Annotated in this window: 17 protein-coding genes and 1 pseudogene; 7 read left to right on the top strand and 11 right to left on the bottom strand. The window is 70.0% G+C overall.

What is annotated here, in order from left to right; translation table 11 throughout:
- Window positions 1–725: 725 nt before the first annotated feature.
- A complete protein-coding gene (locus tag ABD932_RS12960; RefSeq protein ID WP_345011952.1) occupies window positions 726–1,850 on the top strand; it encodes a methyltransferase domain-containing protein in 1,125 nt (374 codons plus the stop codon).
- Window positions 1,851–2,290: 440 nt separating this feature from the next.
- On the opposite strand, the pseudogene ABD932_RS12965 reads toward ABD932_RS12960, so the two are convergent.
- Window positions 2,291–2,860: pseudogene (locus ABD932_RS12965) on the bottom strand (multicopper oxidase domain-containing protein); the annotation flags it as partial.
- A 164-nt stretch (window positions 2,861–3,024) separates the two neighbouring features.
- Here ABD932_RS12965 and ABD932_RS12970 point away from each other — a divergent pair.
- Window positions 3,025–4,551 carry a hypothetical protein gene (locus ABD932_RS12970; RefSeq protein ID WP_345011954.1) on the top strand — a complete coding sequence of 509 codons (1,527 nt, stop codon included), beginning with the start codon at window positions 3,025–3,027 and terminating at the stop codon, window positions 4,549–4,551.
- On the opposite strand, the gene cyc2 is transcribed toward ABD932_RS12970, so the two are convergent.
- On the bottom strand, window positions 4,544–6,703 hold the full coding sequence (gene cyc2 / locus ABD932_RS12975) for a germacradienol/geosmin synthase Cyc2 (protein ID WP_345011956.1): 2,160 nt from the start codon (window positions 6,701–6,703) through the stop codon (window positions 4,544–4,546). The genes ABD932_RS12970 and cyc2 overlap by 8 nt on opposite strands.
- A 179-nt stretch (window positions 6,704–6,882) precedes the next feature.
- Here cyc2 and ABD932_RS12980 point away from each other — a divergent pair, with 179 nt between their 5' ends.
- Window positions 6,883–8,136 (top strand): endonuclease/exonuclease/phosphatase family protein, encoded by a 1,254-nt coding sequence (locus ABD932_RS12980; RefSeq protein ID WP_345011958.1) that lies wholly within the window; start codon window positions 6,883–6,885, stop codon window positions 8,134–8,136.
- Window positions 8,137–8,140: 4 nt separating this feature from the next.
- On the opposite strand, the gene ABD932_RS12985 is transcribed toward ABD932_RS12980, so the two are convergent.
- The 4 genes from ABD932_RS12985 to ABD932_RS13000 all read right to left on the bottom strand — a co-directional run bounded on the left by ABD932_RS12985 (window position 8,141) and on the right by ABD932_RS13000 (window position 11,661).
- Window positions 8,141–8,890: an ABC transporter ATP-binding protein gene (locus ABD932_RS12985; protein ID WP_345011960.1), complete on the bottom strand. Its 750-nt coding sequence runs from the start codon at window positions 8,888–8,890 to the stop codon at window positions 8,141–8,143.
- A gap of 37 nt (window positions 8,891–8,927) precedes the next feature.
- The gene (locus ABD932_RS12990; protein WP_345011962.1) at window positions 8,928–9,785 is read right to left on the bottom strand and encodes an ABC transporter permease; all 858 of its coding nucleotides are present in this window, start codon (window positions 9,783–9,785) and stop codon (window positions 8,928–8,930) included.
- A gap of 130 nt (window positions 9,786–9,915) precedes the next feature.
- The gene (locus ABD932_RS12995; protein ID WP_345011964.1) at window positions 9,916–10,695 is read right to left on the bottom strand and encodes an ABC transporter permease; all 780 of its coding nucleotides are present in this window, start codon (window positions 10,693–10,695) and stop codon (window positions 9,916–9,918) included.
- Between the two features lie 6 nt (window positions 10,696–10,701).
- Window positions 10,702–11,661, bottom strand: a complete 960-nt coding sequence (locus ABD932_RS13000) for an ABC transporter substrate-binding protein (protein WP_345011966.1) — start codon at window positions 11,659–11,661, stop codon at window positions 10,702–10,704.
- 176 nt (window positions 11,662–11,837) lie between these two features.
- Between ABD932_RS13000 and ABD932_RS13005 the strand changes: the two genes are divergently transcribed.
- Complete coding sequence (locus ABD932_RS13005) at window positions 11,838–12,620, top strand: alpha/beta fold hydrolase (RefSeq protein WP_345011968.1); 783 nt, start codon at window positions 11,838–11,840, stop codon at window positions 12,618–12,620.
- The gene (locus ABD932_RS13010; protein WP_345011970.1) at window positions 12,617–13,879 is read left to right on the top strand and encodes a cytochrome P450; all 1,263 of its coding nucleotides are present in this window, start codon (window positions 12,617–12,619) and stop codon (window positions 13,877–13,879) included. Before ABD932_RS13005 ends, ABD932_RS13010 begins: the two co-directional genes overlap by 4 nt.
- Window positions 13,880–13,898: 19 nt before the next feature.
- Here the strand turns inward: ABD932_RS13010 and ABD932_RS13015 are convergent, their stop codons facing one another.
- The 3 genes from ABD932_RS13015 to ABD932_RS13025 all read right to left on the bottom strand — a co-directional run bounded on the left by ABD932_RS13015 (window position 13,899) and on the right by ABD932_RS13025 (window position 16,768).
- Window positions 13,899–15,086 carry a damage-control phosphatase ARMT1 family protein gene (locus ABD932_RS13015; protein ID WP_345011972.1) on the bottom strand — a complete coding sequence of 396 codons (1,188 nt, stop codon included), beginning with the start codon at window positions 15,084–15,086 and terminating at the stop codon, window positions 13,899–13,901.
- Between the two features lie 22 nt (window positions 15,087–15,108).
- Window positions 15,109–15,756: a ScbR family autoregulator-binding transcription factor gene (locus ABD932_RS13020; protein WP_345011974.1), complete on the bottom strand. Its 648-nt coding sequence runs from the start codon at window positions 15,754–15,756 to the stop codon at window positions 15,109–15,111.
- A gap of 70 nt (window positions 15,757–15,826) precedes the next feature.
- A complete protein-coding gene (locus ABD932_RS13025; RefSeq protein WP_345011976.1) occupies window positions 15,827–16,768 on the bottom strand; it encodes a ScbA/BarX family gamma-butyrolactone biosynthesis protein in 942 nt (313 codons plus the stop codon).
- Window positions 16,769–16,949: 181 nt separating this feature from the next.
- Here ABD932_RS13025 and ABD932_RS13030 point away from each other — a divergent pair, with 181 nt between their 5' ends.
- Entirely contained in the window at window positions 16,950–17,627 is a 678-nt protein-coding gene (locus ABD932_RS13030; RefSeq protein WP_345011978.1) for a ScbR family autoregulator-binding transcription factor, read from the top strand.
- Window positions 17,628–17,790: 163 nt separating this feature from the next.
- On the opposite strand, the gene ABD932_RS13035 is transcribed toward ABD932_RS13030, so the two are convergent.
- A complete protein-coding gene (locus ABD932_RS13035) occupies window positions 17,791–19,599 on the bottom strand; it encodes a S8 family peptidase (RefSeq protein ID WP_345011980.1) in 1,809 nt (602 codons plus the stop codon).
- 458 nt (window positions 19,600–20,057) lie between these two features.
- Here ABD932_RS13035 and ABD932_RS13040 point away from each other — a divergent pair, with 458 nt between their 5' ends.
- Window positions 20,058–21,008, top strand: coding sequence for a lytic polysaccharide monooxygenase (locus ABD932_RS13040; protein WP_345011982.1), 951 nt, complete (start codon window positions 20,058–20,060; stop codon window positions 21,006–21,008).
- 18 nt (window positions 21,009–21,026) lie between these two features.
- Here ABD932_RS13040 and ABD932_RS13045 read toward each other — a convergent pair whose 3' ends face one another.
- Window positions 21,027–21,668: a Tat pathway signal sequence domain protein gene (locus ABD932_RS13045; RefSeq protein ID WP_345011984.1), complete on the bottom strand. Its 642-nt coding sequence runs from the start codon at window positions 21,666–21,668 to the stop codon at window positions 21,027–21,029.
- Window positions 21,669–21,728: the final 60 nt, after the last annotated feature.

Below are 21,728 nucleotides of genomic sequence, written 5' to 3' on the forward strand. Positions count from 1 at the left end.
CCCACCGCTGACGATATAACCCGTGCGCTGACGGAAGTTGACCAGAAGGGGCGAGCGACGATGGCGAGCGACGCAAGGGCCCGACTGTCCAGCGCGATTCGGATGCTCGGCCACGACGGACAGTTGTTGGTCTTCAAGGATCCTGACGATGCGCTCGGTACTACGGCTGATGGTGCCGACCCTGCACCACATTCTGGTATCGAGCGTCCGGCGCTGCGGGAACGAGTCGCCAGGGCCAACGCTCGAAGCCGTGGCGAAATCCTGTAGTGGCACGCACAGACCCGCGTAGGCCCGTATCGACCATGTATGCGCTGTGGTCGTTCGGTGAATACTGCGGGATGTGTACCGGGCATAGGGAAATCTGGTGCCCGATCTGTTTCGGATTCGAGGGGTGTTGGTCTTGCAATCATCGCTGCAAGGTCCCATGTCCCTTGTGCGCGGGTGGGCAACTGATGCCCCTTCCATGGTGATCAATATCCGTCGCCGTTTCGCAGACAGCGGGACGGTTCCAGCGGCAACATCAACCGGGAGGTACCCAAGTGCGTGACTTGTGGCTGACGATGGCCGACGGTGGGCAGGACGACAGCGACAGCGGGAACAAGCACGGTGGAGGCGGTTCGGATGAGGGCGGTAACACGAACGACGGCCAGGGACCGGCGGACGGCAAGTAAGTGAGCACTCCCGGTACGAAGGGGGCGGGCCCTGAGGGGCTCGCCTCCGTACTCATGGAAAAGGGTGCGCTGAAAGCCGATTGGCTGCCAGCGTTCAAGGCCGTACCACGCGAACTGTTCGTTCCTGACGTGATCTGGCCGGGGCGCGCTGGCATGAATCGGCAGGGTGACCGAGTCATTCGCAGCGAGGAACCTGACACGTGGTGGGAGGCTGTCTACCAGGACGCTCCGATTACGACGCAATGGGATGACGGCGCGTACACCGGCCCCGGAAAAGGCAGGATTCCGTCTAGCTCAAGTTCTATGCCGACCATGGTGTTTTCGATGCTCGATGCGCTGGACGTTGATGCGGGTCAGCGGGTGTTGGAAATCGGCACCGGTACCGGCTGGAATGCCGCCCTGCTCTCTCACCGGCTCGGGGGCGAGAACGTGTTCACGGTCGAACTGGACGGGACCAGCGCGAGGGAAGCGCGTAAACGCCTGAATGACGCGGGATTCGATCCCGTGTCCATCATCGGCGATGGGGCAGAGGGTTACCCCGAGGGAGCGCCGTACGACCGGCTGATTGCCACGGCCTCAATCGGCAGCGTTCCCCGGCGATGGATCGAGCAGACGAAGCCGGGCGGGATCATCCTCGCGCCGTGGGGACCGACGTACGGCGGGGAAGCCGTTGTGCGGCTGAGCGTGTCCGGGGATGGATCGGCTTCCGGCTGGTTCGTCGGCTCGTCGGCGTTCATGCGGCTTCGCGCTCAGCGAGTCCAGCGCACGCACGTCCGGGAATACCTCGGTGGTCGGAAGTGGCCAGCGGACGGCACCCGCAGCGTTACGGCTGTTTCCCCGGATGCTGTAGGCGACTGGCCCATCATGTTCGCCATCGGCGTGCAGGTGCCCAGTGCCTTTCCGTGGATGGAGTCATACGACGACGGCTCATACACGCTGTGGCTCCGGGATACGGCCGTAACGTCATGGGCAACGGCGGACTACGAAAAGGGCCGAGAGGAATTCGAGGTCTATCAGTCCGGCCCACGCCGACTCTGGGATGAAGTGGAGGCCGCCTATCTCTGGTGGGAAAAGCAGGGCCGCCCCGGCTTCGACCGTTTCGGGTTGACGGTGGACGCTGACGGCGAGCATGTGTGGTTGGACTCGCCCGGCAACCCTGTACCCGTCCGGAGCGCCTAACCCTCCAGCCCCGTTCCTCTGCCCTCCCCCGGCGGGTGAACGGGGCTGTCTGGCCTCAGCGCGGGCTCATAGTCTCGCGTAGCGCCGTTTCCAGCGCCCTTGCTGCCGGTGCGTTGAGCCGTTCCCCGCGCAAGTCGAACCCCTGGCGAAGAGCCCTGGTCCCTGTGGAAGCACGGCGAACTATGCGGATGCTGCGCTGGCCACCGTGAAATTTGGTGCGAAAGCTGCTGTGGCTTCGGCGGGTGTCGGCGCTGCGGGTGGACCGAACGGCTTCCCTGCCCCGTGTGCGTAGGCGGCGACGCTGAGCCCGTTCGCTGGGGATGAAGACTGCCCCCGTCTGAGTGCGTACATCCCCCGAGACGCACCGGGCGGGGGCTTCCTGCTGCCCAGCCATAGCCCCTGGTCAGAGGTTCGCGATAACCTGTTGCTCTCTTCAGTCACGCGTGGTCGTGGTACCACCACTGCACCGACTGATGGTCGTTCGGATACTCGGACAACTGGGCGTCACCGAAGCCGACCGCGTTGTCCGCCCAGCCGTCGTTGCCGCCGCCCGTCTGGGCGCCGTGCAGATGGGTCACCGACCAGGCGGGCAGGGCGGCGACGTCCTTGTTGGGCTCCACGCCGTCGCGGCCGGGCTCGGTGGAGGACTGCGGGCGGCCGTCCGTACGCAGCGGCACCTCCACCGAGGTCACCGGGTACTCGCCGTCCTTGGGAATGCGGTTGGTCCACGCGATGCGCACCCGCTGTCCGCGCCGCACCTCGATGGTCGGGCCCGGCACCTGGCCGTCGTACCCCCACATCAGGGTCGGCGGCAGCTGCGGGTGCAGGCGGACCCAGGTCGGGCGCAGCGCGATCTCGGTCTCACGCAGGACGTCGTCGGAGGCCGGGCGCAGGACGGTCGGGACGGGCAGCGGGGCCACGTACGGCGTGAGCTCGCCGGTGTCGAGCGACCGCTCCCCCGTCTCGGTCTTGGCGTCGCTGTCCGTGAACCTCTCGATGATGTCGGTCAAGGTCGAACACCCCCGTGTGTTCTCGTCGTCTGTTCCCCTCATCCCAGAAGACTCGCGGCGCACCGCCGAAGTTCCCGGAATATCCCGTTCCGTACGAAAAGTTTCGGAAATGGCACCCGGAGGCCGGAAGTCCGTTGTCAGCGGCGGCTGTTACGTTCTGTGACATGACCGATCACGCGCTGCGGCTGCTCCGGCAGAACCCCCGCCTGGCCGAACTGGCCGCCTTCCCCTTCAACTTCGACCTGGCCCGCGCTGCTCACGGCCATGTCGAGGAGGTCCGCCTCGCCTCGGGCGGGCCGCTGGAGATGGTGGCGGGGGACGACACGGGCGGTACGTATTTCGTGTGCGCGGACGGCTCGATGCTGTACGCCGACTCGGAGGGCAGCGCCGGGATCATCGGCTCCGGTGTCGACGAGGCGCTCGAGATCATGATCGGCCTGCCCGGCTGGCACGACTACACACGCCTGTCGCCGGACGACGGTGCGGAGAAGATCCTGGCGTGCGTCGCGGAGACCGAGGAGGAGATCCGCGAGTACCACGGCATCGACGAGGAGCGGACCGAACTCCGCACCGCGCTGGGCTTCCCGGAGCGCTCCCCCGTCGAGCTCGTGGGCATGCTGCATGCCGCACTCCTGCGCACCGAGCCCGACTTCGTGCTGCTCAACGCCGACGAGGGGTGCGCGTACGAGTTGCTCGGCCCGCCGGTTCCTCCGCTGTGGGAGCCGGTACTCGCGGCGGGCCGCGCCGACCTCGCGCTGCTGCGGGCGGGCGACCGCACGGCCCTGGACGCGGTCGCCGAGGATCCCGTACGGCGTCGACTCGCCCTGCGGGCCGCGCAGTTCGACCGCGCCGAGGGGGACCTGCAGTTGCTGCGTCATCTGGTGCGGCATGAGGCGCAGTCCTCGATGACGGACGAACTGCGGCTCGCCGCCGTGCTGGTGGGGCTGCGCGGCGACACCCGGGATCTGCCGCTGCTGCACGAGGTGCGGGAGACGGACTTCGACACCGCGTGCGGCCTCGGCGGGATGCCGGAAGCGGGCGCGAGTTCGGACGAGTTGCGGGAGTGGGCGCGAGGGCTCGACGACTCGCTGTTCGGTGCGGATCCCGAGGACGAACCGGTGGGCACCTGGACCGACCTGGCCCGGGACCAGGGCATGACCGAACTCGCCCGGGTCTCGCTGATCCGCGAGCTCGACGGGATCTTCATGGACCAGAGCAGACTCCGCCGCCCCCACGCGCCACGTGCGCTGACCACGGCCCCACTGCGCGCCCTCGCCCACGACTTCGAGGAGCTCGGCGACCTGCCCCAGGCACTGCGCGCCCAGCGCCTGTACACCGCTTTGCAGGAGTCGGCGTGGGACCGGGTATCGGCCCGCCTGGACCAGGCCCGCCTGGAGCGTGCGGCCGGTGAACTCTCGCAGGCCGTCCGGACCTTGGCGGCTCTGGTCGAGATCCTGGCGGAGCCCTCGGACGACTCCCTGCAGCACTGGCAGGGTGTGAACCTGGGCCGTTTCATCGCCGAGGAGCACTACCGGCTGACCCTCGCCCTGGCCGACGCGGACCTTCCGGAGGATGCCCGCGCTCTCCTCACGGCCGCCGACGCGATACTCGGCGAGCTCTCGGAGAACGCCGCGAAGGGCGTACGAGAGCTCGCCGAGGAGACTGCCACCCGGGTGTGGGAGGTCAGCTGAGGACGGGCACGGCGGGCGCGCGGTCCGGCAGGAAGCCGTGGGCGCGGCGGGCCAGGTACTCGGCCTTGTAACGGTCGACCTGCTGGTGCCAGTGCAGGATGCCCGCCAGCCAGTTCTGCAGGTCGACGACGTAGTTGCCCATGATCTCCCGAGCCTCGTCCGAGAGCCCGAAGTCCTCGTAGACGATGGGAAGTTCGTGGGCCGCCACATGCTCGAACTGCTGCATGCGCTGGGTCATCAGATCGTGCACGACCTCCAGCGCGGTGGGGTAGTCGATGCCGAAGAAGTTCTGCACGACGAGGATCGCGTTGTGGATCTCGCCCTCGTACTCGATCTCCTTCTGGTACGAGAAGACGTCGTTGATGAGGCAGGCGTAGTCGACGGCGGCGTTCTCCAGCGCGCGCACGGGCCCGCTGCGGTACACCTCCGGCGGGATGGCGGGCCCGTGGCCCATCCGGCACAGGCTGAGGGTGAGGTCGGAGCCGAAGGTGGCGCGGCGCATCTCCAGGTAGTCGACGGGGTCGGGGATGCGGTTCTGGAGCTGGTTGGACAGCTCCCACACCCAGCTCTCGGTCATGACGTCCACCGAGTCCTTGAAGGTGCGTCGCTGGTCGGGTGTCATGTCCGCCGTCGTACGCGCCCACAGGTCGATCAGGCCGCGTTCCATGCCGTTGACGGGGACCGTCACCGGCTCACCGTCGAGGGGCATGCAGTCCGACAGCCGCTGGGTGGTGAGCCGCGCGGCGGCCAGGTCGCGGCGGTTGCCGAAGACGAGGGGGTAGTAGTCGTCGCCGTAGGTGCCCCAGGCCAGCCACTGCGCGCTGAGGTCGAGGGCCTGCGGTGTGGCGTCCGGATCGAGGCCCGCCGAGCACAGCGGGAGATCGTAGGCGGCGAGCTTGTCCTCGTCCCAGACACCCTCCTGGAGCATGCCCATGCGGTGCATCCACTCGGTCAGGCGCGGGCGGGCGTCGTTCAGATGCGGGCTCAGCTCCACCTGGAACGGCATGTAGAAGTCGGGCAGTCGGGACGGGCCGACCTTCTGGAACGGCACATGCGTGTAGGCGCGCAGGCGTTCCGCACCCGCCGAGGCGAGCAGCGCGCCGATGTCGGCGGCGGAGGTTCCGGGGCCGGTCAGGCCCCGCCAGGGGGCGGTGGAGACGGCGTGCTCGTTCATGTACCGGCTGGAGCGCAGGTGCCACTCATGGCCCCCGGACTGCCAGTCCTGCAGCCCCTGGGTGTACGCCGCCACCGCCGCGACCTCCTGCGGGGTGAGCCGCTTCTCCAACGCCACGGCGGGGACTTCGGTGAGGGCGGTGTGCTCGAACTGGTGGAGCCGGGAGGTGAGGACGTCGTTGACGGTGTCGGCGGCTTCCTGGGTGGTGCAGCCGAAGAACTTCTCCAGCACCAGGACGCCGTTGCTGAGTTCGCCCTCGTCCTCGACCTCGCGCTGGTAGGAGAACAGGTCGTTGCGCAGGTGCACGGCGTCGGAGAACGTCTCCATCAGGACCCTGAGTGGCCTGGACTCCGCGACGGCGGCGGGGACTTCGGCCGTCGCGTACTCCACCAGGCCCGACGACCAGGGGGCGCCGCCCACCTTGCGGCGCATCTCGATGTACTCGACGGGGTTGGCGACGCGGCCCTCGTTGATGTTGGACAGCTCCCACAGGGACTCGTTGAGGAGGTGCTCGGTGGCGACCGCGAACCGGCGGCGCCAGTCGACCGACATCGCCGGCACCGTACGCGTCCACAGGTCGGCGAGGCCCGCCTCGACCGGGTTCTGCGGCTCGGGCATCGGGGTCGACAGGTCCATCGGCATGAACAGTGGGAGCCGGTCCAGATAGGCCTTGCCGCCGGCGCGGTCCTGGGTGCGCTTGAAGATCTCCAGGAAGTGGTCGTCGAAGAAGAAGACCCACACGTACCAGTCGGTGATGAGGGAGAGAGCGTCGGCGTCGCACTCGGGGTGGGTGTAGGCGCAGAGCAGTCCGTAGTCGTGCGCGTCGAGGTCGGCCTGCTCCCAGACCCCGGATCCCTCCAGCATGCCCATCTCGCGTGCCCACTCGGTCGAATGGGCACGCGCCTCGTCGACATGTGGGTTCAGCCGCGCGGGATACGGCATGTAGAAGTGCGGGAGTTCGAAGGGCTGCTGCGTCATGGCCCGGCCCTACCCCCGGGTCCCAACAGGCATCCGCGGCGCGGCACATGATCACACCATCGCGTGAATCGTGGGTGAATCCGGGAGTTCTCGCCGGGCCTTGTGGCGTTCATCTCTACGCGCGCAGACTTTTCGAGCTTCATGTGTCCCCCGTGTCCCTCTCCCTCCCCGGAGTCGCGATGAACCACACCGCATCTCTCTCCCGATCTCCCTCCCGCCGCACCGCGCTGGCCTCCCTGGCCGGGGCGGCGCTGGCCACGACCGCGGCGTTCCCGGCCACGGCGGCCGAGCGGCACGGCCGCCGGTCCGTTCGGTTCGCCACCTTCAACGCCTCCCTGAACCGCTCCGCCCAGGGCGCGCTGATCACCGACCTGTCCACGCCGGACAACGCCCAGGCGCGCAACGCCGCCGAGACCATCCAGCGGGTCGACCCGGACATCCTGCTGATCAACGAGTTCGACTACGACGAGCAGGGCAGAGCCGTCCGCCTGTTCCTGCGCAACTACCTGTCCGTCGGCCACAACGGAGCCGAGCCGGTCCGCTACCCGTACCACTTCACCGGCCCGGTGAACACGGGCGTCGCCACCGGGGTGGACCTCGACGGGAAGAACGGCGCCGTCACGACGCCCGGTTCGGACGCGTACGGGCAGGACGCCTTCGGCTACGGCTGGTTCCCGGGGCAGTACGGCATGGCCGTCCTGTCGAAGTACCCGATCGACACGCGCGCGGTGCGCACCTTCCAGCGCTTCCTGTGGAAGGACATGCCGGGCCACATCATGCCTCCGGGCTACTACAGCGAGGAGGCCCGCGCGATCCTGCGGCTGTCGTCGAAGAGCCACTGGGACGTGCCGGTGCGCATCGGGCACTCCACCGTGCACTTCCTGGTCTCGCACCCGACGCCGCCCACCTTCGACGGCGCCGAGGACCGCAACGGACGGCGCAACCACGACGAGATCCGGCTCTGGGCCGACTACATCGGCGGGCGTCGGCGCAGCTCCTACCTGTACGACGACAAGGGCGTGTGCGGCGGACTGCGGCCCGGGGCGCGGTTCGTGATCGCCGGTGACAACAACGCCGACCCGTACGACGGCGACAGCTTCGACCACGCCATACGGCAGCTGCTCGACCATCCCGCGGTGAACCTCCCGGCCAACCCGCCGTCCAGCGCGGGCGGCGTGGAGGCCGCGAGGCTCCAGGGCGGTGCCAACGCCTCGCACACCGGCAACCCGGCATACGACACCTCCGACTTCGGCGACACCGCTCCCGGGAATCTGCGCGTCGACTACGTCCTTCCGTCCAAGGGGCTGATACCGGGCGCGAACGGCGTCTTCTGGCCGACGTCCGACGACCCCCTGTACCGCCTGGTCGGGGACGGGAAGACGGTGCCGACGTCCGACCACCGGCTGGTGTGGCAGGACGTGCGCCTGGGCTGACGGCCTACCGGTTGCGCACCGCCCGCCCCACCTCCGACCTCAGCGCGACGAACTCCGCCAGGCCCCGGGTGGTGATCTGGTCCCGGGTGCCGGGGAGTTCGACCGGCAGGTCCAGGACGACCTTGGAGCCGGGCCCCGGGGAGAGGACTACGACACGGTCGCCCAGGTACACGCTCTCGTCGATGTCATGGGTGACGAAGACGATCGTCGCGCCGTCCGTGCGGTGGACCTCCAGGAGGAGGTCCTCCAGGTCCTCGCGGGTCTGGGCGTCCAGAGAACCGAAGGGTTCGTCCATGAGGAGCAGGGAGGGGCGGCAGACCAGGGCGCGGGCGATCGCCACGCGTTGCTGCATGCCGCCCGAGAGCTGCCAGGGGTGGCGGCGGGCGGTGTCGGTGAGTCCGACCTCGGCCAGGATGCGGTCGGCCTCGGCCCGGCGTTCCGCTCTCGGCAGGCCCCTGCGGCGCAGTGGCAGCGCCACGTTCTCGCGGACCGTGAGCCAGGGGTAGAGGGAGCGGGCATAGTCCTGGAAGACCACGGCCAGGTTGTCGGGGACGCCACGCACGGGTGCGCCGTCCAGCGTGATCGTGCCGTCGTACGCCGGCAGCAGGCCCGCGACGGTGCGCAGCAACGTGGACTTGCCACAGCCGGACGGGCCCACGACGCACAGGAGTTGGCCGTCCGGCACGGTGAGGGTGATGTCGTGCAGTACCTGGTGGTCGCCGTAGTGCTGGCCGACCGTGTCTAGGCGGAGCATGGCTGTCCCTGGACGGAGTGGGTTGGGGGCGTTCGGGTCATACGGTCGTGGTCCTCCCTCTGCCGACGAGCCGTTTCTCGACGGCCAGCAGGCCGGTGTTGAGGAGGTAGCCGAGGGCGCCGAGCAGGACCAGTGCCGCCCAGACGGTGAGCAGGTCGGAGCGGGACTGGGCGTCGGTGAGCGTGAAGCCGATGCCGTTCGCGGTGCCCGGCAGCAGCTCCGAGAACACCATGAGGATGAGGGAGAGCGAGAGGCTCAGGCGGAGACCGGCGAAGATGCGGGGCAGCGCGGAGGGCAGGACGAGGAAGCCGAGCCGTTCGGCGGGGGTGAGACGGAGGACCGCGGCGACCTCGAGGCGGAGCGGGTCGGTGTCGCGGGCGCCTTCCGCGGTGTTGATCAGCACCGGCCAGACGGCGCTGAAGACGATCGACGCGATCTGCATCGGCGTACCGAAGTCGAAGATCACTACGAAGACGGGCACCAGGGCGGGCGGCGGGACGGCGCGGGCGAACTGCAGGACGGGGTTGCAGAGGGCGTACGCGCGCCGCGAGCGGCCGACCGCGACGCCGAGTGCGATGCCGACGACCGCGGCGAGCGCGAACCCGGCGGCCATCCGGCCGAGGCTGGGCAGGATGTCGGCGATGGCGGCCTCGGTGAGGAAGACGTCCCGGGCGGGGCCCGAGAACCACAGGGCGTGGGCATGGCGCGCGATCTCGGCGGGCGGCGGGAAGAAGACGCTCCCGTGCGCCCGGGCGGCCAACTGCCACACGGCCACCGCGAACGCGAGCACGATCCAGCGGAGCAGGGCGTGGCGTACGGCGGCGGAGGCGAGGGGGCGGCGCAGAACCGACGCCGATCCGGCGGATCGGGATGGGCCGCCGCGAGGCTGCTTCATTCAGCGCTCCTCACGGCACGGCACGGGGAGCTCGGAGTGGGCGCGGTACGCATCGGTACGGAAACTGACGAGCGTCTCACAGGCATGGCGCCCGGGACAGTCCGCCGGCACACCGGCCGCGCCCGCCCCGTCACCCCACACCCCGCCGCCCCGGCGTCCAGGGAAACAACCGCCGCTCCCCCCACACCAGCACCCCATTGATGACCAGCCCCAGAACCCCCGCCCACACCACCCCCGCCAACACATCCCGCGTCCCGTCCGTGGCCAGCCCGGCCTGGGCGATGAAGATGCCGAGGCCCTCGCCGAAGCCGGAGAGGATTTCCGTGGCAACGGCCAGGATGAGGGCGACGGCGGCCGAGATGCGGATGCCGGCGGCGATGAAGGGGGCAGTGCCCGGCAGTTCGACACGCAGGAGGACGGAGAGGCGGCCGAAGCCGAAGGCGCGGAGGGTCTCCTTGGCGAGGGGGTCGGTCTCGCCGAGGCCGTAGACGGTGTTGAAGAGGATCGGCCAGACGGACGCGTACGTCACCAGCGCGACCTTGGTCTCGGTCCCCGACCCGAGGAGCAGGGAGACCAGCGGGATCAGCGCGACGGACGGCAGCGGCCGCAGGAACTCGACGATCGCGCGCGCCGCGGCGTCGACGACCGGCACACTTCCGAGCACCAGACCGACCGGGACGGCGATGGCGCACGCCAGAGCGAGACCGAGCGCCCAGGCACGCAACGTCGCGGCGATGCCGTCCAGGAACACCGGGTCGCCCGCCAACTCCACGGCACGGGCGAGCACTTCGGACGCGGGCGGCAGATAGCTGCGCCGCACCACACCCGCACGGGAGACGGCCTCGCAGGCACCGAAGGCCAGCAGCACCCCCGAAGCACCCAGCAGCAGCTGCTCCTGACGGCCCTTCACGTCACGTCACTTGACCATCAGCGTCGCCGGATCGATCGGCTTCTGCAGCATCCCCTGCTTCTTCATGAGGTCGATCAGCCGTTTGAGCTGCGCGACGTCCATCGTGGGCGGATAGACGGGCAGATCGATGGCCTCGGCCTGCTTGTCGGTCACCTTGGTGTACGTCGGCAGGGTCTCGCGCACGACGGACGGGTCCTTCTCCGCGATCCGCACGGCCGCCTTGATGGCCCGCTGGAACGCGGCCAGCGTCTTGCCGTTCCCGTCGACGTACTCGCTCGTGCTGACGTATCCGCTGAGGGGAATGGCCTCCACCGGAGCGGACGAGCCGTCGGCGAGGACCCTGGCCTTCAGCTCGTCCTGGATGGCGCTGTCGTAGGGCTCGACCGCGTGCACGGCGTCGACCTGCCCCTTGTCCAGGGCGGCGCCCATCTGCGGGAAGGGAATGGCCCGGTAGACGGGGCGGCCGGCACCCTGTTTCGCCAAGATCTCGTTGAAGGTGAGCGACTGGACGTTGTTGAGGACGTTGACCGCGAGCTTCTTGCCCTCAAGGTCGGCGACGGTCTTGATGTCCGAGTCCTCGGGCACCAGGACCTCCATCATGCGCGGCGCGGCCCTGATCGCCTCGGCGACGATCCGGATGTCGAGGGTGCCCTTCTCATGGGCCTGCAGATAGGTCACGTAGTTCGCGCTCGCGACCATGTCGATCTGCCCCTTGGCCAGGGCCGGCAGCGCCTGGAGGCTCTGCTGGACCTGCTGGATCCGGACGTCGAGGCCCTCCTTCTCGAACAGGCCGCGATCCCGCGCGATGTAGAGGGCGACGCAGTCGATCAGTGGCAGGGCGGCCACGGTGACGGTCTCCCGTCCCCCGGCCCCGGACGAGGAGTCCCCGTCGTCGCCGCAGGCCGTGAGCGCCACCAGCATGAGGGTGGCCGCGGCGGCCGCCGCTGTCCTCGTTCCCGAGCGCAATTGACGTAACGGCATGGCGACATGACTACCAAGAATTTGTCATGATCACCACAGCTCCACACGAGACATGTGAACGGTGAACAGCGACAGCGGGCACACCTGTACCGCGCCGGTCAGCACACCAACCCGGACGCGCCCATCTGTCGGTCTTCACCGATATACGCCACCTTGGTCGCATGACCTCCTTCACGCTCCCTCACGAGCTGCACGGCGACGGCGCCCACAAGGTGTTCGCCGTGCACGGCTGGTTCGCCGACCGGTCCGCCTACGCGGGCGTCCTCCCCGACCTCGACCGTACGGAGTTCACGTACGCCCTCGTCGATCTGCGCGGCTACGGCCGGGCCAAGGACGCCGTGGGCGCGTACACGACATCCGAGGCGGCCCTCGACCTCGTCGAACTGGCCGATCGGCTCGGCTGGGATCGCTTCTCGGTGGTCGGGCACTCGATGGGCGGCTCGGTCGGACAGCGCCTCCTCGCCGTCGCACCGCACCGGCTGCGCAGGCTGGTCGGGGTCTCGCCGGTTCCGGCGTCGGGGCTCGCACTGCCGCCCGAGCAGTGGGAGTTGTTCGCGGACGCGGCGCACAAGCCGGAGAACCGGCGCGCCATCATCGACATCACCACCGGTGGCCGCCGCCCGGCCGCCTGGCTCGACCGCATGGTCGCCCGTTCGCTCGTGGTCAGCGACCAGAAGGCGTTCCGCGCCTGGCTGGACTCCTGGGCCGGGGAGGACTTCCACACCCGGGTCGAGGGCTCCCCGGTCCCCGCGCTCGCCGTGACCGGCGCCCTCGACCCGGCCCTGTCCGCCGACCTCATGCGGCAGACGTGGATGGCCTGGTATCCCCGCGCCGAGCTCCACGAGCTTGCTGCCGCCGGCCACTACGCGATGGACGAGACCCCGCTGGAACTCATCCGGGTGGCGGAGGACTTCCTGCGCGCCGACGAGGGCGAGCAGGCGTGACCGTCCACCACGCACCCCCCGTCCCCGACGTCTTCGACCCCCGCCGGTACGCCACCGGCGTCCCGTACGACGCCTACCGCGTCCTGCGCGACCACCACCCCGTGGCCCGGCAGGACGAGCCCGAAGTGCTGGGCTGGCCCGCCGGGCCCGGGTTCTGGGCGGTGACCCGCCACGCGGACGTGGTGCGGGTGCTCAAGGACTCGGCGACCTACTCCTCGTACATCGGCGCGACCCAGATCCGCGACCCCGACCCGGACGACCTGCCGTTCATCCGGCGCATGATGCTCAACCAGGACCCGCCTGGGCACGGGCGTCTGAGGCGGCTGGTCAGCCGGGCCTTCACGCCCGGACGCATCGAACGCTTCACGAAGCTCGCCGGGGACCGTGCCCGGACGCTCCTCGCGCGCGCCCTGGACGAGGCCCGCGCCTCGGACGGCACGGTCGACGTGGTCACCACCGTCACCGACGACTACGCCCTGCTCAATCTCGCCGACCTGCTCGGCGTGCCGGAGGCCGACCGCAGGCTGCTGCTGCACTGGACGCAGCGGGTCATCGGCTACCAGGACCCCGACGAGGCGGGTCCGCAGGTGCTGGACCCGGCGGGCAAACCCGTCAATCCACGGTCGCCCGCGATGCTGCGGGACATGTTCGGGTACGCCCAGCAACTGGCCGCGCACAAGCGGCGGTACCCCGACGACGACGTCATGACGACGCTCGCCCACGACGCCGAACTCTCCCGGGCCGAGCTGGAGATGTTCTTCTTCCTGCTCACCGTCGCGGGCAACGACACCGTCCGCAGTGCGGCACCCGGCGGGCTGCTCACCCTCGCCGAGCATCCGGAGGCGTACGCCCGCCTGCGCGACCGACGCACCGAACTCCCTTCGGCAGTCGACGAGTTGCTCCGCTGGCATCCTCCGGTCCTCACCTTCCGCCGCACCGCCGCGCAGGACACCGAGCTCGCCGGACGCCGCATCCGCGCGGGCGACAAGGTGGTCGTCTTCCACGCCTCCGCCAACCGCGACGAACGGGTCTTCACCGATCCTGACCGACTCGACCTGTCCCGCACCCCGAACCCGCACGTCTCCTTCGGCGACGGTCCGCATGTCTGCCTGGGCGCGCACTTCGCGCGGCTCCAGCTGCGCGTGCTCTACCGGGAGACCCTGCGGGCACTGCCCGAGCTGCGAACGGCGGGCACGCCCGAGCGCCTGGTGTCGAACTTCATCAACGGCATGAAGTCGCTGCCCTTGCGGATCGGTTGACCGTGACCTGGCGCGGTCGTCACGTCCGCACCTGGATCAGCGCATGTGTCCCGCCGGTGCGCCACTTCTGCCCCTCCGCCTCGACCAGCGCCGCCTCGGTGCGGGCGTCCAGCCCGGTGATCACGTCGGACTTCAGGGTGCGCAGGGCCGCGACCGGTCCGGGGAAATGCGCGGTGACCTCGGTGAACGGCGTGGTCGGCGGCCAGCGGCGGTCGCCGACGAGGCGGCGGTAGTTGAGGTCGCCCTTGACGATCGTGAGGGTGGCCGCGGCCAGCTCCTCGCGGAGGTCGCCGGGCATCTGCGCGAACGGCAGCGGGGCACTGGAGAAGGGGTGTGCGCGGACGGTGAGACGGCCGTCGGTCATCGCCGCCCAGAGCGCGTCTCCGTACGTCGCGGCCGCGCCCGGAGCCGCCGTCAGCCGGCGCAGGGCGTCGAGTACGTCGGAGTGCGTGGCGTCGGAGACGTAGTAGGGGTACGGCTTGACGTGGAGGACGGCCCGCCCGACGCGCCCCTGGGTGAGGAGGTGGGCGATGAGGAGCAGGTCGGGGACGAGTTCGCGGCCCGCGTTGTCGGCGATCAGGCACAGGGTGGCCGAGCCGGCGGGCGGCAGCAGGGACCAGAGGGTCTCGCTGTCGTCGGCCACCAGGGGCGGGGTGTCCGAGGAGGTCTCGCCGTGCGCGGCATCCAGCCGGAAACCGAGGTCGGCGCGGTTGCCCCACAGGGAGCCGTGCAGCAGCGCCCGGTCCCGCTCGTCGGCGGGCCGGTCCGCGAGGGCGTCGAGGGCGGCGAGTTCCTCGTCCGTCTCCGGGGCGTCGAGTTCGGCCAGCTTGGAGGGGCGGAAGGGGTCGATGCCCTGCCAGGGGCCGGGGGCGAAGTAGCCGACGGCTTCGAGGAGCCGGCGGTAGAAGTAGCTCTCCGACCACAGCCACGGCACATCGAACCAGGACCGGCCGCAGTACGTGTCGGCGCCCCAGGCGGTCCAGCGGTCCCGGTCGTGCGCGTCGGCGGGCAGTGGTTCGAGCACCCCCTCGGTGCAGCTCGCGAGCAACGCGTCCAGCGCGCGGTGCCGGTCGGGGCCGTACGGGAAGGACTTCCGTACCTGCCGGATGATCGCGGGATGCCGTTCGGCGAGCACGCTGTGCGGGAACGAACCGGGTTCGTCGCCGAGGAGTACGGGCGCGAGCGGGGTGTCGGACCTGTCGGGCATGCGGCTCACCGTATCGCGGGCGTCATACGGCTCTGATCTCCCGCTCCAGCTGTGTCGCGAGGGTGAGATAGGGGGCGCGGCGGGGTACCGGGACCAGGCCCCGGATCATGAGGTGCCACATCTCGGCCACCCTGCGGGGCTGGCGTGCGACGGGTTCGAGGGAGCGGCCGACGACGCGCGTGCCGACGAAGAAGCAGACGAGGGAGTGGGCCGCGGCCTCGACGTCGACGTCCGGGTGGATGTCGGACTCCTTGGCGGCGCCGTGGAGTTTGCGGGTGGCGATGTCCACCAGCTCGGTGAACGGGTGCCGCAGGGGCGGCCGTATCACCACTCCCCCGGTGGCCAGGCGCAGACCGGCCCGGGGTATCGGGCCCTCGACGCTCAGGCGCGTGATGCCGAACGTCGTGCGGATCAGCGACTCCAGGGAGGAGTGGCCGCGCACGTCCATCTCGCTCGCCACCTGGCGGGAAGCCCTGGACTGGAGCTCCATGATGGCCTGCGCCAGGTCCTCCTTCGCCGCGAAGTGGAAGTACAGGGCTCCCTTGGTGACTTGGGCGTGCTCGACGATGTCGCTGAGGCTGGTCGATTCATAGCCGTGGCGGTCGAACAGTTCCGCGGCGGCTGTGAGGATCGTGGTGCGGGTCTGCTCGGCGCGTAACTGCCTCACCATCGGCTGGACTCTCCTGGGACTGAAAAGAACGGGTCATGCCGTTTGTTTTTTACTCTCCGTACAAGATAACTCACCCTTCCTCGGTTCCCACCGCACACTCGAAAAGCGTCGACTCCCCCTGCCGTCCCACGACTTGCACATCGGCGTCGTACACGTCCCGCCGGTCGACCGCCTCTATCCAGGTGGGCTGGTCGAGTTCGACGTACTGGTGGAAGACGGTGCGGAACGAGACGGGGGCCCGACGGCCGTTGCGGGTCCGGGCCCGCACGGCCTGCCGGGCTGCCTCCAGCAGGAGCATGCCCGGCACATGATCGAGTGGATGGTCGAAGAAAACAGCATGGCCGGTATCGACTCGCAGCCGCCAGCGGTCGGGTCGGCCGGACGGGGCGAGCACGACGTCCGCGGGCAGGGCGCGGTCCACCGCGGCGGGCGGGAGACCGGGCGGGACCGGCAGTGTGGACACGGTGGCCGCGGTACGGCCGCCGCGCAGCCTTCGGTAGACGGCGTCGCTGGTCCAGGTCGCGGCTATCCGCGCGGTCGCGACCCGCTCCCGGCCGATGCGCACGTCCGCGTCGTAGGTGAATCCGACCGGGCGACCGCCGCGTCGGTCGATGTCGGAGACGGCGATGTCGATCGCGGGTTCGGCGGGCACGGTGCCGACGGCCAGATGCTCGGGGCGCGTGGTGATCCGCATTTCCTTGAGCACGAACTGGTGGCCGAGGGGCACCTGGTAGGCGGTGTGCGCGAGGAGCGTGCCGGCCTGGCGGACGGTTTCCGCGACGAGCAGCGGATCGTACGCCGTCCGGTCCGGCGACACGTGTAACTGATGAGCGCGCGGCCACTGGGCGAAGACGGTGAACCGGTCGGTGTCCGTGCTGGTCCCGCCGGTGAGCAGCGTTTCGGCCACCGAGGCGCGATGAACGAGTTGGCGGGGTACGGTGGCCGTCAGGCCGTCCGGCACTGCCAGATTCTCGGCGAGCGGGTTCGTGGCGAGCTGCCGCGGATGAGGCATGTCCCCTCCTTGGGTCCCCCGTGTGTGCGTTGACAGACGGCGAGGTGCCCGTGCCGCGAGCGTTAGAATACGAGCCGACCGGTTTGTTTTCAATGCGGCCTGAGGTCGCCCGACCGTGCCCGACTCCGCTCCGGCGCACTCCGGGGCGCACAGGTCAACTCGGCGCAGTGGAGGGGCGGTTATGGCGAGGCAGGAGCGCGCCGTCAGGACGCGGAGACTGATCCTGGAGGCCGCCGGCGCGGTCTTCGACGAGCACGGGTACACCGCGACCACCATCTCGATGGTCCTGGAGCGGGCCGATGTGACCAAGGGCGCCCTGTATTTCCACTTCGCGTCGAAGGAATCCCTCGCCCAGGCCGTCCTTGACGAGCAGGTGGCGCTCGGCGCGGTGCCGCCGCAGGCGTGCAAGCTGCAGGAACTGGTCGACATGACCTTCGTGTTCGGGCAGCGGCTGCTCTCCAACTCGCTGCTCAAGGGCAGCGTGCGGCTGGCCGTGGACCAGAGCGCGCCGCCCGGCGTCGACCACGCGGGGCCGTTCCGGCAGTGGGTGGAACATCTGGTGGTGGTGCTGGAACGCGCCCGTGAGCAGGGCGAGTTGCTGCCCACGGTGCAGCCACGGCAGACGGTGGAACTGCTGGTCGGGGCGTTCGCGGGCCTCCAGCTGATGTCCCGCGCGCTGACCGACCGGGAGGATCTGGCGGAGCGGATCTCGGTGCTGTGGGGACACATCCTGCCGAGCATCGCGCTGCCGGGCCTGCTGATCGGCATCGACCGCAGGCCCGACCGAGGGATCCGGGTGCTGGCCGCTCTCGACGCGGCGGACGACGAGCAGGTCGCCATGGACGTGCCCGCACGCTGAGTACACGACACCGACCGGAGTGACGGTTTCCGTCATTCCGGTCGGTGATCACGGCTGTCGGTCATGGACTCGACGTAAGGCGGGCCCGCCGATGCCCCATCCGCATCGGCCGGCCCGCCCGCTTGTGATACGGGCCCGTTCAGGACCCGTGTTCAGTGCTCGCTCAGAAGGTCAGCTTCCAGCTGTTGAGCGTGCCCGTGTCCTGGGCCGCCGTGTCCTGGACGCGCAGCTTCCAGGTGCCGTTGGCGGTCTCGCTCGACGCGTTCACCGTGTAGGTGGTGCTGACGTTGTCCGCGGAGTCCGAGGAGCTGGCGGCCTTCAGACGGTAGGTCGAACCGTCCGGGGCCACCAGGTCGATGACCAGGTCACCGCGGTAGGTGTGGGTGATGTTCACGCCGACCTGGAGGGCCGAGGGGGCGTTGCCGCTACGGCCGCTGACGGTGATGGAGGACTCGACGGCCGAGCCGTTGTCCGGGACGGAGACCGCGCCGGAGCTGGTGAAGGTGGTGCCCCCCGTGGAGCCGCCGGAGCTGCCGCTCACCGCCTGCACCGTCTTGGCCGCGTCGGCGAGGCCCGCACCGCAGCCGCCCGAGCAAGTGCCGGGAAGAGTACGCGAGTTGGTCTTGATCGCGGACTCGATCTGGGCCGGGGTCAGCGCGGAGTTCGCCGACTTCGCCAGCGCGGCCAGGCCCGCGACGTGCGGGGCGGCCATGCTGGTGCCCTGGTAGTAGTCGTAGTTCTCGGAGGACGGGCTCTGCTCGCCGGAGTTCAGCGTGGACAGGATGCCGTTGGAGGTGACCGAGTTGGTCTCACCACCCGGGGCGGCGATGTCGACGACCGAGCCGAAGTTGGAGTAGTAGGAGCGGTTCCCCTGGCGGTCGGCGGCGGCCACGCTGATGACGTTGTTGCAGCTCGCCGGCGAGTAGTTGGCCGCGTTGGCGTTGCTGTTGCCCGCCGCGACGACGACCGTGGTGCCGCGGTTCACGGCCGCGTTGATGGCGCTCTGGGTCGCGGTGGAGCACGCACCGCCACCGCCCAGGCTCATGTTGATGACCTTGGCGACGTTGGCGTTGGCCGGGACACCGGAGACCGTACCGCCGGACGCCCAGGTGATGGCGTCGATGATGTCGGAGTCGAAGCCACCGCACTTGCCGAGCACACGCAGCGGGGAGACCTTCGCGCCGTACGCGACGCCGGCGACGCCCTTGCTGTTGTTGGTGACGGCGGCGATGGTGCCCGCGACGTGGGTGCCGTGCCAGGAGGAGGGGGAGGCCGGGTCGCCCGACGCGCACTCGTTGGCGGCGGTCCAGTCGCCCGGGTCGGCCGGGTTGCTGTCGCGGCCGTTGCCGTCGTTGCCGACCGTGGCGTCGGAGATGAAGTCGTAGCCCGCGACGATGTTGGCGCCGAGGTCGGAGTGGGAGACGTAACCGGTGTCGATGACGGCGACGGTCACCCCGCTGCCGGTGGCGACGTCCCAGGCACCCGGCACGTTCATGCCCGCGGTGGTCTCGAACAGGTCCCACTGCTTGCTGTACTCGGTGTCGTTGGGGGTGGCCAGCGGCTTGTTCAGCCGGTCCGGGACGACGTAGGCGACCTGCGGGTCCGCCTGGTACTCGGCGACGACATCGGCGACGTCCGCCTTGGTGAGGCTCTCGCCGAGGTCGACGAGGGCGGCGCCGGAGCCGAGGCGGCGCTGGAAGTCGAGGTCCTCGCCGGCCTCCTTGCCCTTGGTCGCGGCGTCGGCCTCGGCGGCCTTGTTCGACTTGGCCTCGGCGGCGCCGGACTTGTAGCCGACGATGAGGCGCTCGGCCGTGGCGCCGGGGGCGGCTTCGGTCTGCGCCGTGGGTACGGCGGCTTCCCGGGGAGCGGGTTCCTGGGCCACGGCCACCGAGGTGGTGGCGGCCGTGAACAGCGCGGCGGAGACCGCGGCGACGGATATCAGCTTCCGTCTCGTGGATGCGGAGGTACGCAAGGAGTTTGCCTTTCGTGGCCGGCCGTATCTCCGGGCAGCGCGGAGCGGCGGTCGAATCGCTTCCTCGTCGAAGCGGAGGGGGGTACGCCGAGAAGGCGGGAGAGGTGACGCCGGGAAAGCAGGTGGGGTGACGCCGGGAATGCAGGTGCGGTGACGCCGGGAATGCAGGTGGGGGCAGTGCGGCAAGTGGGGGGCGCGCGGCGGCCGGCCTGGCGCGGGCGCCGGCCCGTTCGGGGTCACCTGTGGGTCGGCTGTGGTCGAACGATAGGCAAAGAAATGGTCATCGGGATACAGGGGAAACCCTCGATCAGGCCGGAAACCCACCCTCTACGTCGGAGAGTTGACCGGTATGAGCGGGCTCTGCCCGGTTCGTCGCGCAGTGAACGCGCCGGGCCGGTTTCCCGTACTGCACGAGGACCGTTCCCGCGCCGGCCGAGGAGACGTTCCGGATGCCCCGGATGCCCTGGATGAGATCGCACCGCACCGCCCTGGCGGCCGCCGCCGTCACGCCGTTGCTGCTCACGGTGTGGACGGCGGCCCCCGCTCACGCGCACGGCGCGCCGACGGATCCGGTCAGCCGGGTGTACGCCTGCTCCCCCGACGGCGGCGGCGCGTCCCGGTCGGCGGCCTGCGAGGCGGCGGTCGCCTCGAACGGAGCGCCCTTCACGGCCTGGGACAACCTGCGGATCGCGAACGTGAACGGCCGGGACCGGCAGGTCGTCCCCGACGGAGAGCTGTGCAGCGGCGGGCTGCCCGCCTACCGGGGCCTGGACCTCGCCCGCGCCGACTATCCGTCGACCCGGCTGACCCCGGGCGCAGACCTGACCATGCGGTACGTCTCGACGATCCCGCACACCGGTACGTTCCGGCTCTACCTCACCAAGCCCGGCTACGACCCGAAGAAACCGCTCACCTGGTCCGACCTCCCGGAGCAGCCGTTCGCGCAGGTGAAGGACCCGGCACTGACGGACGGGGCGTACCGGATCAGGGCGAAGCTGCCGTCCGACCGGGCGGGGCGCCATGTGCTGTACACGATCTGGCAGAACACCAGCACGCCGGACACGTACTACTCGTGCTCGGACGTGGTGTTCCCGGAGGCGAAGGAGCAGGGCGGCGAGAGCTCCGCGGCGGCCTCCGCGAACAGCGGTGAGAAGCGCGCGGACGACAGTCCTTCACCTACGGCGGAGAAGAGTACGGACGGCAGTCCGTCACCGGCGGCCGAGCGGCGCACGCCTCGGCCGCCGTCGCGGACCCCGGTGTCCTCGCGCCCCCAGGGCGACAGCACCCCGGTGGCCTCCGGCACGGACACCGGCTCGGGGCCGTCCACGCCCATGCTGGCGGGCGGCGCCGCGGCGGTACTGGTGCTCACCGGCGGCGCCGCCCTGGTCATGCGTCTGCGTCGGCGGTGAACCACCGCCGTACGACGGTCAGTTGACGTTGACGGCGACGCCCGAGCTCGTCACCGGGGCGTACTTGGCGGTGAAGTAGGCGTTGCTGAAGCACAGCGACGAACCCGACGTCTTGGTGAAGGGCTGGTTGGCGAAGGCGATGCTGTTGTCGGCGTTGCTCGACGTGCCGGAGAGGCTCGGCGCCTGGTAGACGCAGGTGATGCTGCCGAGCAGGGTGCGCAGCCGGACCGTGGACTGGATGGCGGAGCCCTCGGCCGGAGTCACCGTGACGGTGCCGTCGGAGGACACGCTGGTGGTGTACGGCAGGTTGTCGACGGTGATGCCGCTGACGCCGAGCACACCGGTGACGTTGGCGGTGCAGCCGCCGGTGTCGAAGGTGTGGGAGGTCAGCGACTCGGTGGCGGCGCCGGGGGCGGCCGGGTTGTCGGTGACGGTGGCGGAGAACGCCGAGCTGGTGCAGGAGATGCCGCTGGTGCCGGTCGCGCTCGAGTAGAACGTGGCGGCGGTGCCGCTCGCCAGGGACGCGTCGAGGACGTCACCGACCGCGACGGCCGCTCCGTCGGTGGTGGTCAGGACCGGGGTGTCGGCGGCCGACGCGGGGACGGCGAGCCCGAGGGCCGCGACGGTTCCGGCGAGGGCGATGAGGGTGCGTGCGCGCATGCGGGTGTACCTCGGCTTTCGTTGCGGGGGTGTGCCCTGAGGGTCTGAGGGCTCAGGGGG

Origin of the sequence: Streptomyces shaanxiensis (genome assembly GCF_039537145.1) — a bacterium.
Taxonomy (GTDB): Bacteria; Actinomycetota; Actinomycetes; order Streptomycetales; family Streptomycetaceae; genus Streptomyces; species Streptomyces shaanxiensis.